The following is an 11,911-nucleotide window of genomic DNA, read 5'->3' on the forward strand; positions in this document are numbered from 1 at the left end:
GCATAACCCGCCCCTCAAGTGTCAATGAACACAAGAAATTTGCCTCCCCTCCCGTCATACCACTAAGGCGACGTATTGATACTTGAGGGGCAACCTTTCCTGATGTTGACACCTTCACGCAGGTTACTGGTTATGGGCGTCCAACACACACGGCTCATTCCTGCTTGGTAATAATAAGAATAATAATCTTCTTATTATTCTTACCGAACGAATGGGCACTGCTTAGCCATTTCACGTTTCGAGCCAAGGTTTCAGTACAGATAACTACAAGTGCACACAGCGGCCCTCCAGCACCGTTAGACGCAGATTCTGCTTCAGCTCATGGAATAAGGGACTCCGGGTTGTTTTCCCCTCTCACAAGGCGTTTCAGCGGCCACTGAAGCCGCCTTCTCTTCTTGGCGTTAAACCATCGGCCTATGGCCGATTGATAAAGCCCGCCAGGGCTTTATTGGCAAGGTCAGAACGCGCCCTCAAGGCGCGAGCTGCACCGCGCATGATGGATTATCTTTAGATAATCTTGGATGGATTTCCCAAACTGCCCGCAAAGCAGCGCACCGTCTGGGTTTTCCAAATTGGGACGGGGAACGTTACGACGGCAGAAGGGGAGCGTTACGACGGTAACAAGGGAACGTTACGACGGTAAACGGGTGCAGTTGCCGTGGGGCCAGGCCTCTTGATCTCCCATTTTCCCTTGGCGTATTCGTTCACTACCCAACCCACGGCGGCAAGTTCGGCCAGTGCCTTCCGGGCAGTCTGACGGCGTTTTTTCATAGCTTCGGCATTGGCTTCATCTGGCCAGACATAGCCGCAAAGCGTGTCCAGTTCCACGCGCCCGGATTTGCCGGGGTCGATCCAGCCGCATAGCCGTTGGTGCATCAGCCGTGCCGGATCAGTCTGTAGCACCCGCACTTCCGCCATGTCGATACGGGCATATGGACGATGCCCCAGGATCGCTTCGGCAATACGCGGATTCAGGGCAACCCATAGCCTGCCGTCCGTCTCGTCAAAAGCATGACTCATCAGGTGGAACGCGGCTTGCCGCCGTCCCTTCGTCACAAGGATGGTGACGTTCGACATGCGCAGCAGGCTGGCTTTGAGCGCCTTGATGTTGTCGCCGCTATCCGTCATGCCCGTTTCTGAGAGCAGTTTGGTCAGGCTCTCACGAACCACCAAGCCGTCTTGCTCAATGGCTTCGAAACGGGGTTCAAGGAATAGCCGTAGCTGTCGCCCCGTCTCACTGGTCGGTTCCGGGGTTAGCAAGATGCCGTTCGGGCCGCCAAGGGCCACGATGCCTTGCAAAAGACGCATATCATCGGCCCCGAGAGGTTCGAATCCGACGAAACGCATGGATTCGTCCTCGCCAAAGGTGTAGGTCACGTCCAGCTTGCAGCGTTTGCGATCGCCACGCTTGAGGCTGCGGAACAGGCCAGGTGCCAAACAGTGCGCGGGATCATGTCGGACGTGGGTCAGGTCATGCTTAGGCTTCTTCACGCTGTCTCCTTTTCACCTTGCACTGCCGCTCCAGTACAGCAGGCTTCAACACGCCGCCGTCGTGCCGTCTAAACCAGAGTTCTTGAAAAGGTGCGCCATAGTTGGCCTTGCTGACGCCAAAGCGGACAAAATACCCACGCTGACAATCATCGACCCCCAGTATCTCGGCCTCGCCTTGCGTCATGCCGGATAGGTACGATTGCCAACGGATGTTATCAACCAGTACGGACGATCCACGACTGGCCTGCTGTTGATCGCCCGACCCCATCATGGCTGCGCTTTTACTCGCGTGGTGCAGAAACACAATGGAGCAGCCTGTATCAGCGGCTATGGCCTCCATGTGCCCAACAACCTGCGCCATCGGCCCGCTAGCGTTCTCCTCCTCAATGTGGAAGCGCCGCAAAGTGTCCAAGATCATCAAGCGACGACCTTCAGCGGCTCGTTTGAGAGCATCGAACCAGCTAGCAGCCATGATGTTTGGGCATTTACCGATCAAGGGTTCAATGAGCAAACCATCAGCCACGGCTTGCCGTTCCGCTGCGCTGAGGTGTGCCCCAAGGGCGTGCAGACGATGGTGAATAGCGGCCGGTGGATCTTCAGCAGGCAGATAGACCACTTGCCCGGTGGGAAACTCGCCTATTTCAAGTAAATCAGGCCCGCCTGCAATCTGTGCAGCCAATTGAAGGGCCAACATGGATTTACCAGCCCCACCAGGCGACACAAGAGCACCAACAGTGCCAGCAACCATATTAGGCAGAACATAATCAATGGGTGGCGGCAATTCCGTGAAAGCCGCCATAAGATCAAGAGCCATATAACTAGCCCTCTATAGGGCCAGGTCGCGCAGCTTGATCACCCGATGATTTACGTGCCTCAATCCACTCTTCGACCTCTGACAAATCCCAGGCGACATTTCTACTGGTTAACGCGATACGGCGTGGAAAATCCCCTCGCTGCTCCAGGTTATAAATTGTTCGTGTCGAAAGCGGGATCATCTCCAGGAGCTTCTTCCTGTTGATGAGGGTCTTTATATTTTGCATGGGTCAATACCTCTCAAATGAATAGTTGCTATTCATCGAGTAGCTGCGCGAAGCAGCTAATCGGTAATTGACCTGCCCGATGCCAATGGCGGCCTTATTTATAAATTCACGGCATCAACTTCAATGCTATCAAAGATAGCAAAAACATCAACCCTTACTGCCTCCCGAAGTCCACTCATCAATCATATCGGCCCAATCCTGCAACATCGCCGCCCGCTGCTCGCGGTACTCAGCCTTGTTGTAGACAGCCCTCACGCCCTTCTGCTCGTGCGCCAGGCACTTCTCGATCCAGTCGGTGTTGTAGCCGGCCTCATGCAACAGCGTGCTGGCTGTGCGCCGCAAATCATGCGGTCCGAACTTGGTAAGTGACTTCCCATCTTTCTGCGCCGCCTTGTAAGTCAGCGTCAGCACCTGGTTAAGTGTGGCAGCGCTCATCGGCGCATCCGAGTCGTACCGTGATGGCAAAACGAAGTCGGAACCACCGGCAAAGGTTTTCATGGCAATGAAAATATCCAGAGCCTGCTGGGACAGAAATACCAGGTGCGGGTTACGGCGTTTCATCCGCTCCTTTGGAATCGTCCACAACGCTTCGCTGAAATTGATCTCGCTCCAGGTCGCATTGGTCAGCTCGCTCTTGCGCACCATCGTCAGCAATAACAGCTTGGCCGCCGCACGGTTTGTTGGGCTTGTGCCCACTCGCTCCATGTACTGGTACATCAGCCCAATTTCTTCTGGCGTCAACGCTCGGTCACGTGGCTCGAATCGAGCGATGCTTGTTGGGCGCACCAGTTCTGCCGGGTTTTCGACCTTCTGCCCACGCTCGATGGCCCAGCGAAATACCTGCAACACGATTTCACGCACATGAACGGCGGTGGCCGGTGCGCCTCGCTCAACAATGGCATCAGCCAGCGCCCGCAAGTCTTCGTGGGTGATCTCCACCAGCTTCTGATTGCTGAATTTCGGCTTCAGCTCACGCTCATAAACCGAGCGGCGCATATCGCGGGTGGAGTCGGCCATCTGGTAGCCACGCAGCCACTTCTCCGCCCAGGCACCGAACGTCTCTGCATCTTTCACCCGCGCCTTGTCTCGGGCTTTCTCCTTGGCCGGCGACTTGCCCGCCGCAACCATCTTCTTGGCGTCACCCAACAGCTCGCGGGCTTCGGCCAGGGTGATGCCACCGACACCATAACGCCCAAAGGTGATGGTCTCCTGCCGACCGTTGATTGAGTAGTTGTAACGGAACGAGATGGAGCCGGCTGGAGTCACTGCCACATAGAGACCTTCCCGGTCATTCACTTTGTAGAGTTTGTCCCTGGGCTTGAGATTGCGCAGCTTGGTATCGGTCAGCATGTACCTTGTCCTTCTTCGTCTCCGATACCATGCTGAAAAAATCTCGAATTTATCGTATTTTTTCTTACGAAACAGTAACTTATAGAATATTAATACCATGAACACACAAAAGAACGCAGCATGGTATCGGCATCAATCATGGCATCGCCAAACCATAATACCAGCTTTAATGCCATGCTCAAACGGTGCTTGGCGCTTCCTCCCGTTGCCAGATCGTGCCAAACACAAACAAAAAAAAGCCCGCAATTACGCGGGCTTAGCGGCATTTCATGCCATCAGGTGCCTGGCTGTGCCAGACGCGGAATCATTCCCACTCAATCGTCGCCGGCGGCTTGCTCGACACGTCGTACACCACCCGATTGATCCCGCGCACTTCATTGATGATCCGCGACGAAACGCGAGCCAACAACGGATGCGGCAGCGGCGCCCAATCAGCGGTCATGAAGTCAAACGTCTGCACGGCGCGCAGCGCAACCACGTACTCATACGTGCGGCCATCGCCCATGACGCCCACCGACTTCACCGGCAGGAACACGGCAAACGCTTGCGAGGTCAGTTCGTACCAGGTCAGGCCGCTGGCCTCGTCCTTGGTGTTGCGCAGCTCTTCGATGAAGATCGCGTCGGCACGGCGCAGCAGTTCGGCATATTCATGCTTCACTTCGCCCAGGATGCGCACGCCGAGGCCCGGACCGGGGAACGGGTGGCGGTAGACCATCTGCGGCGGCAGGCCCAGTGCCACGCCCAGTTCGCGGACTTCGTCCTTGAAGAGTTCGCGCAGGGGTTCCAGCAGTTGCAGGTTCAGCGTGTCCGGCAGGCCGCCCACGTTGTGGTGCGACTTGATGGAGGTGGCCTTGCCCGTCTTGGCGCCGGCGGATTCGATGACGTCGGGGTAGATCGTGCCCTGGGCCAGCCACTTGGCGCTCTTTTGCTTGCCGGCTTGTTCCTGGAAGACTTCGACGAATTCGCGGCCGATGATCTTGCGCTTGGCTTCGGGGTCGGCAACGCCGGCCAGCTTGCCCATGAATTGCGCGGTGGCGTCGACGTGAATGATCTTCACGCCCATGTTTTCGGCGAAGGTCTGCATGACCTGCTTGCCTTCGTCCAGGCGCAAGAGGCCGTGGTCGACGAAGACGCAGGTGAGCTGGTCGCCGATGGCCTTGTGGATCAACGCGGCGGCAACCGAGGAATCCACGCCGCCGGACAGGCCGAGGATGACTTCGTCGGTGCCGACTTGCTCGCGGATGCGGGCGACGGCCTCCGACACGTAGTCGGGCATGTTCCAGTCGCCCGAGCACTCGCAGATCTCGTTCACGAAGCGGGCCAGCATGGCCTTGCCTTGAACGGTGTGCGTGACTTCGGGGTGGAACTGGACGGCGTAGAAGCGGCGGTCTTCGTCGGCCATGCCGGCGATCGGGCAGGACGGCGTGGACGCCATCAGCTTGAAGCCCGGGGGCAGCTCGGTGACCTTGTCGCCGTGGCTCATCCAGACCTTGAGCATGCCGTGGCCTTCAGGTGTGCTGAAGTCTTCCAGGCCCTCCAGCAGCTTGGTGTGGCCGTGGGCGCGGACCTCGGCGTAGCCGAATTCGCGGTGGTCAGAGAAGCTGACCACGCCGCCCAGTTGCTGCGCCATGGACTGCATGCCGTAGCAGATGCCCAGCACGGGCACGCCCAGCTCGAACACGGCGTGCGGGACGCGCATGGAGCCCTCTTCGTAGGCCGAAGCGTGGCTGCCGGACAGGATGATGCCCTTCAGACCCTGCGCCATCTGATCGCGCACGAAGGCGTCATCGACGTCGCCAGGGTGGACTTCGGAATAGACGCCGGCCTCGCGGACGCGGCGGGCGATCAGCTGCGTGACTTGCGAACCGTAGTCGAGGATAAGAATGCGCTGGTGCATGGAGACTCTACCCGTTGGAAATAAAACCGCACCGGCAGACCCGCTGATCGTTGCGGTTCTGCCGGTGCGTGATGCATGACATTGTAGTTGACTGTGCGGATCAGTCGGCGCGGTAGTTGGGCGCTTCCTTGGTGATCTGCACGTCGTGCACGTGGGACTCGCGAACGCCCGCGGAGGTGATCTCCACGAACTCGGCCTTGGTGCGCATGTCGTCGATGGTGGCGGCGCCGCAGTAGCCCATGGAGGCGCGGATGCCGCCGACCAGTTGGTAAATGATGGCGAGCACGCTGCCCTTGTAGGGCACGCGGCCTTCGATGCCTTCGGGGACCAGCTTGTCGGCGTTGTTGGCCGGGTCCTGGAAGTAGCGGTCGGCCGAGCCTTCCGTCATGGCGCCCAGGCTGCCCATGCCGCGGTACGACTTGTACGACCGGCCTTGGAACAGCACGACTTCGCCGGGGGCTTCTTCGGTGCCGGCGAACATGCCGCCCATCATGCACGAGAACGCGCCGGCGGCCAGCGCCTTGGCGACGTCGCCCGAGTAGCGGATGCCGCCGTCGGCGATGAGCGGAACGCCCGTGCCTTCCAGCGCCTTGGCGACTTGCGAGATGGCATGGATTTGCGGCACGCCAACACCGGCCACGATACGCGTGGTGCAGATGGAGCCGGGGCCGATGCCGACCTTGACGCCGTCGGCGCCGTATTCGACCAGTGCGCGCGCGGCGGCTGCGGTGGCGATGTTGCCGCCGATGACTTCAACCTTGGGGTAGTTCTGCTTGACCCAGCGCACGCCTTCGAGCACGCCCTTGGAGTGGCCGTGCGCGGTGTCGACGATCAGGACGTCGACGCCGGCGGCGACCAGCTTTTCCACGCGTTCTTCGGTGTTGCCGCCCACGCCCACGGCCGCGCCAACGCGCAGCTGGCCTTGGCCGTCCTTGCTGGCCATCGGGTGTTCGGTGTTCTTGACGATGTCCTTGACGGTGGCCAGGCCACGCAGTTCAAAGCCGTCGTTCACGATCAGCACGCGTTCCAGACGGTGCTTGTGCATCAGGGCCTGCGCTTCGTCGAGCGTGGCGCCTTCCTTCATGGTGACCAGGCGTTCCTGCGGCGTCATGATGTTGCGCAGGGGCTGATCCAGGTTTTCTTCGAAGCGCAGATCGCGGTTGGTGACGATGCCGACCAGCTTGCGGCCTTCGACGACCGGCAGGCCCGAGATGCCATGCTGGCGCTGCAACGCAATGGCGTCGCGCACTTTCATCTGGGGGGTGACGGTGACCGGATCGATCACGATGCCGAATTCGTGGCGCTTGACGCGAGCCACTTCACGCGCTTGGGCGTCGGCGGAGAGATTCTTGTGAATGATCCCGATGCCACCCTCTTGCGCCATGGCGATGGCCAGACGCGATTCGGTGACGGTGTCCATGGCGGCGGACACGAGGGGGATATTCAGGCTGATGTTGCGAGTCAGGCGCGTGGCCAGGGAGGTGTCGCGCGGCAACACCTCGGAATACGCAGGCACCAACAACACATCGTCGAAGGTGAGCGCTTTTTGTACGAGACGCATGGGTAACTCCGGGCGCAAAGCAAGATTATACGCCGCCAGCCTGATTTGACTAGGTGTTAACCATAGGTCGAGGTGGATATTTATGACACCGCAACGACACGACAACCTGAGTGACTTATTTTTACCCGGATCATATTGACAGGGAATTTTGACTGGGTAATAATCCAAACCATAAATTTACCCGGACAAAAAAATGATTCCGAACCCTTCCGACTCTCATACCGCCTTCGAAGGCCATCGGCTCTTGGCGGCGGGCTCGCTGGCCGACGTGGCGCTGGCGGTCAAGCAGGCGCTGGCCGCGCGCCGTAATGACGCCGTGCTGGTGTTCCAGGATTCGACAGGCAAGCAGGTCGATCTGGACGTAAGCGGTGATGATGCGCAGATTGCTGACCGGTATGCCCGGACGGACACTGCCGCCCCGCTGATTCAAGACATGCCGCCCGACGAGGCGCCGCGCGGCCGGGGCCGCCCGAAACTGGGCGTGGTGCCGCGCGAGGTGACCCTCTTGCCGCGACATTGGGATTGGCTGGCCGCCCAACCAGGTGGCGCTTCGGTGGCGCTGCGCAAACTGGTGGAGCAGGCCCGCCGCGATAACGAGGCGCAGGACGCGCGACGCCATCGCCAGGAGGCGGCGTACCGGTTCATGACCAGTGTCGCGGGCAACCTGCCTGGTTTCGAGGAAGCCACGCGCGCGCTCTACGCGAACGATCGCGACGCCTTCGCGCGGCACGTGGGGCAATGGCCGCAGGACGTGCGGCGCTATGCAATGGCGCTGGCGTGGGACGCTGCCCAAGCGCCGGCCGAAAATGTTTGAACCCGGCGGCGGGCGGCCCAACGCCAATCGGCGCCGCCGCGCGCGGCAAACTACAGCGCATGCCGAAGGCACGCCCCGCAACCATCCGGCCTGATTTATGAGGTATGTTCCTGGAACACCCGACGGAACCCGACGATGCAGTCCGACGAAAACTACCTCCTTTACGACGGCGATTGCCCCTTCTGCTCAAACTACGTGCGGATGATGCGGCTACGCAAGGCCGCCGGGCCCATCGCCATGCTGAACATGCGCGACCATCCCGAACTGGCCGCGCATCATCGCGCGCAAGGCTACGACCTGAATCAGGGCATGCTCCTGCACCTGGACGGCCGCGATTACTGGGGCGCCGACGCGATCCACCGGCTGGCGTTACTCAGCACCGGCAGCGATGTGTTCAACCGCCTCAATGCCGCCATCTTCAGCAACGCCTGCCTGTCCAAGGCGTTGTATCCCTTCATGCGCACAGGCCGCAGTTTGACGCTGACCTTGCTGGGCAAGAAAAAAATGCCTTGATGCACTGACCGCGCAACACGCGCAATGGGGCTCCGCTTGATCGATAAGCGCCCCGTGCGCCGCGAGCCATGCGCCTGCCGGCCTCGCTCTCCTTAGCCACTCAACGCGGAATTGACTTGATGATCTACATCCTTGGCGCCCTGCTTCTCGCATGTACGCTGGCCGCGGCCGTTTATCGCCGCATGCAGCGCAGGCCCGAAGACGCCGGCCGCATCATGTCGCGCGACATGCTGGCGGGCGCTGCGATCTTTGCATTCGTGGGGCCGGCCGTCGGCATGCAGGTCATCGCCGTGACCACCGCCATCGCCTCGCAGGACCCAGAGTTGCTCCTGTTTGGCCTCTACGGATTGCCGTGGGCCTATATTTTTGGCGGAGTTCCGGCGCTGTTCTGCGGAATGACCGCGGGCGCGCTCAAACCTGTCGCGCCGAACTGGGTCGCAATCCTGCGCATGGGGCTCATTGGCGCGGCGTATGCGTTCATCTTCCTGATGACGTTCGGCACGAACGACCGGACACTTGAATCCCTGGGCTTTCCGCTGTTCATGGGCGCCCTGCCCGCTGCGGTGGCCGGACTGTTGTGCGCGCGGGTGCTCTACGGCAAGCCGGTGGCGGTGCGCTAGCCGGCTCAGCGCCGGCAGCCAGGATTGCACGTCACTGCTTTGCCGTGCGCGCGAAGAAGAATCGCAGCATCTCGGCCGTGGCGTCCGGACCGGACCGGTCCGTGTACGAGCCCAGCTCCGATCCGCCAGCCCAGGCATGACCGGCGCCGTGAACATCCCAACGTTCGGCGACGATGCCTCCCGCCGCGTCGCGGTACACATGCCGGGTGCTGTGGCGCTTTTGTGCGGAGCCCGGCACGCGAACGGTCTCGACACGCACATCAGGGCCCACGCTGGCGGCGACCACGTTGTGGGCATTGGCCGGGTGCACGGTGGCGTCGCGGTCGCCATGAAAGACAATGACCGGCGCACCATCGTTGACGGGCACGGCCGTTTTCAGCCCCACGCCCTTCATGGCGGATAGCGCCGACGGAAGATCCGACGCCACGCCAGCAGCCAGCCCCGAATGCACGCCTGCCGCCGCATACAGGTCGGGATAGGCGCCGGCCAGAATCGCGGCCATGGCCCCGCCCGCCGACAGGCCGGCGACATACACGCGCGCCGGATCGATGTTGTGGGTGGCCATGACCTCGCGCGTCATGCCCGCCAGGATGGCGGGTTCACCGCGCCCTTGCTGCTGGTGGTTGTGCTTGAACCAGTTCCAGCACTTCTGGGGATTGGCATCGCGCGCTTGGACGGGATACAGCACATAGAAACCCTGTTCGCGGGCGGCGTCGTTCATGGCGGTGCCGGCCGCGAAATCGTCGGCGTCCTGGGTGCAGCCGTGCAGCATGACAACCAGAGGACGCGGCGCGCCCTCCGGGTTGGGCGGCACATACAGCTTGTATCCGCGCTGTCCGGACGCATTGCGAAATGATCCCGACGTGAACGTATCGCCGGAGACAGCGGCGGTGTGCGTGGGCCGGGCGGCTTCGTCGAACACGGGCCGGGCCGCACCAGACTCCCGGCCGGAATCGGGAACCTCCCAGGCCTCAACGTCGATGACGTCGGCATCGTCGTTGCTCGGCGCGGCAGCGGCCGGCAAGCCGCGCAGCGCAGCCTGGATCGCGGCGGTGGCAGCCGACAGATCGCCGGCTTGCGTAAGCTGGGTGGCCCGGTTCATGAGGTGCTGGAATTCAGGGTGCATTGAGTGACCTTTTTGCGGCGTGGACGATCAGCGGATGCGCTGACGCAAGGCGGCTTTGACGGCGGGGCTGGCATGCAGCGCCCCCAATACCGTTAGAGATTCGATCGTGGCAAGCGCGAGCTCGGGCGTGACATCGGAGGCGATGGTCGCCAGGCCAAGCACCCGGATCTGGAGCATTTCGCCCGCGGCTTGAACCGCCAGCAGCTCCTGGGCGGTGTAGTGCTGGATGCCAAGCACCAGCGTTTTACGGCTGACGGCCTGTCGCACCGCGTCGCCATGGGTGGCAAGTTGATTGCGGATCGCCGTGCGGATCAGGTCCGTACGGTTTGCATAGAACCCTTCCTGGACGAGCAGATCGATCTGGCCAAGGTCGACATAACCCAGGTTGATCGTGATCTTCTCGTCCGCAGGTTTGGGGGTGGAGGCGAGTTGTGAGGTGCGAGGCGGCATGGAACGAATCATAAACCATCCACTTGGATGGTCTATGGATGTTTCAACTTGATATATCCGCGTCGGCCCCGGTGACGCTGGCAAGGCGCGCGCCGCTCCGCTACTGTGGTCCTGAACCCCAGGGGATTCCTATGCCGCCACGGCTTGTTTCGGGCTTGCTCATGTCTGCTGCATGCGCCACCGCGGCCAGCGCACAGCCGGTCCCGCCCGACCTGCATGGCGCCCTGATCGTCTCGTCGACGTATCGCTACTACGCGTCGATCCTGTATGGCTCCGCCGCAGCGGCTCGCGGCGGCGCGCTCGCCGCTTGCCGCGAAGACGAGCCACGCGCCACCTGCGCGGTGTATGCCAGTTTCAAGAACCAATGCGTGGCGGTGGCGGCGAACGGCGCGCAGCACGTTGTCGCCATTGGCGAGCATGCGTGGGACGGGCAGCGGACCGGGGATTACGTTCTGGGCCTGTGCCGCGACAAGACGGTATCCGAATGCAGGCTCGTGCTGACCGCGTGCTCGACCCAGGCGCAGCAGTTGCAGGATCAAGGCGCCCGCGCCGGCCACGACCGGGCGATGCCACAGGACTTCCAGGCCCAATACGCCGGCCCGTTTGACCAATGAACTACAGTCGGTCCCGTCAACGTTCACCCGAAAGGAACACATCATGGAAAATCCGTTTGGCGATGCCGACGAACCGTCCAGCGACCACAGGCAGTATCTGGTGCTGATTGCGGCATCCAAAGACAACGCCGCGCTGGCGCAGAAGATCCTGGAAAACATCAAGACCCATGTGGATGAACGCGCCGCGCCGTTGTGGATCGATGCGAAGGGAATCGGCGTGCTGGTGACGACGGAACTGGTCGCCTCCGAAATCTGGCGCGAGATGTTCCAGAAGGCGCCGGGCCAGGATTACGGTGACACCCGCAACCTGCTGATCCTGGAAATCGGCAAGGACTGGGCCGCCCGCCGGGACGACAAGATCGAACACTGGCTGGCCAGCCACGTCGGCGCGCCGCTGCCTGCGCCGAACCGCGCGAAGCGCCGGTAGCAACCAGA

13 protein-coding genes are annotated in these 11,911 nt (G+C 61.3%); 5 read left to right on the forward strand and 8 right to left on the reverse strand.

What is annotated here, in order from left to right; genetic code table 11:
• Nucleotides 1-609 precede the first annotated feature (609 nt).
• From repC to guaB, 6 genes are all read right to left on the reverse strand, one after another.
• Nucleotides 610-1,491 carry a replication protein C, IncQ-type gene (repC, locus tag HV786_RS05470; protein ID WP_000743064.1) on the reverse strand — a complete coding sequence of 294 codons (882 nt, stop codon included), beginning with the start codon at nt 1,489-1,491 and terminating at the stop codon, nt 610-612.
• Entirely contained in the window at nt 1,478-2,305 is an 828-nt protein-coding gene (locus HV786_RS05475; protein WP_001162384.1) for a helicase RepA family protein, read from the reverse strand. The genes repC and HV786_RS05475 overlap by 14 nt, the downstream gene beginning before the upstream one ends.
• 4 nt (nt 2,306-2,309) lie before the next feature.
• A complete protein-coding gene (locus tag HV786_RS05480) occupies nt 2,310-2,531 on the reverse strand; it encodes a helix-turn-helix transcriptional regulator (protein ID WP_001179606.1) in 222 nt (73 codons plus the stop codon).
• Between the two features lie 147 nt (nt 2,532-2,678).
• On the reverse strand, nt 2,679-3,881 hold the full coding sequence (locus tag HV786_RS05485) for a tyrosine-type recombinase/integrase (RefSeq protein WP_000954590.1): 1,203 nt from the start codon (nt 3,879-3,881) through the stop codon (nt 2,679-2,681).
• A 304-nt stretch (nt 3,882-4,185) separates the two neighbouring features.
• Nucleotides 4,186-5,778, reverse strand: a complete 1,593-nt coding sequence (gene guaA, locus HV786_RS05495) for a glutamine-hydrolyzing GMP synthase (RefSeq protein ID WP_128828256.1) — start codon at nt 5,776-5,778, stop codon at nt 4,186-4,188.
• 100 nt (nt 5,779-5,878) lie between these two features.
• Nucleotides 5,879-7,339, reverse strand: coding sequence for an IMP dehydrogenase (guaB, locus tag HV786_RS05500; RefSeq protein WP_063952246.1), 1,461 nt, complete (start codon nt 7,337-7,339; stop codon nt 5,879-5,881).
• Nucleotides 7,340-7,532: 193 nt separating this feature from the next.
• Here guaB and HV786_RS05505 point away from each other — a divergent pair, with 193 nt between their 5' ends.
• From HV786_RS05505 to HV786_RS05515, 3 genes are all read left to right on the forward strand, one after another.
• Complete coding sequence (locus tag HV786_RS05505) at nt 7,533-8,153, forward strand: DUF2239 family protein (RefSeq protein WP_128828255.1); 621 nt, start codon at nt 7,533-7,535, stop codon at nt 8,151-8,153.
• 135 nt (nt 8,154-8,288) lie between these two features.
• The gene (locus tag HV786_RS05510; RefSeq protein WP_128828254.1) at nt 8,289-8,666 is read left to right on the forward strand and encodes a DCC1-like thiol-disulfide oxidoreductase family protein; all 378 of its coding nucleotides are present in this window, start codon (nt 8,289-8,291) and stop codon (nt 8,664-8,666) included.
• 68 nt (nt 8,667-8,734) lie between these two features.
• Nucleotides 8,735-9,286, forward strand: a complete 552-nt coding sequence (locus HV786_RS05515) for a hypothetical protein (RefSeq protein WP_128828253.1) — start codon at nt 8,735-8,737, stop codon at nt 9,284-9,286.
• A gap of 31 nt (nt 9,287-9,317) precedes the next feature.
• Here the strand turns inward: HV786_RS05515 and HV786_RS05520 are convergent, their stop codons facing one another.
• On the reverse strand, nt 9,318-10,412 hold the full coding sequence (locus HV786_RS05520; RefSeq protein ID WP_128828252.1) for an extracellular catalytic domain type 1 short-chain-length polyhydroxyalkanoate depolymerase: 1,095 nt from the start codon (nt 10,410-10,412) through the stop codon (nt 9,318-9,320).
• Between the two features lie 27 nt (nt 10,413-10,439).
• Nucleotides 10,440-10,874, reverse strand: a complete 435-nt coding sequence (locus HV786_RS05525) for a CopG family transcriptional regulator (RefSeq protein WP_252870121.1) — start codon at nt 10,872-10,874, stop codon at nt 10,440-10,442.
• A gap of 149 nt (nt 10,875-11,023) precedes the next feature.
• Here HV786_RS05525 and HV786_RS05530 point away from each other — a divergent pair, with 149 nt between their 5' ends.
• Together HV786_RS05530 and HV786_RS05535 are read left to right on the forward strand one after the other, a co-directional pair.
• Nucleotides 11,024-11,476: a DUF4189 domain-containing protein gene (locus HV786_RS05530; RefSeq protein WP_158216684.1), complete on the forward strand. Its 453-nt coding sequence runs from the start codon at nt 11,024-11,026 to the stop codon at nt 11,474-11,476.
• A 43-nt stretch (nt 11,477-11,519) separates the two neighbouring features.
• Nucleotides 11,520-11,903 carry a hypothetical protein gene (locus tag HV786_RS05535; RefSeq protein WP_128828250.1) on the forward strand — a complete coding sequence of 128 codons (384 nt, stop codon included), beginning with the start codon at nt 11,520-11,522 and terminating at the stop codon, nt 11,901-11,903.
• Nucleotides 11,904-11,911 lie beyond the last annotated feature (8 nt).

It is taken from the genome of Achromobacter mucicolens (genome assembly GCF_902859725.1).
GTDB lineage: Bacteria > Pseudomonadota > Gammaproteobacteria > Burkholderiales > Burkholderiaceae_B > Achromobacter > Achromobacter mucicolens.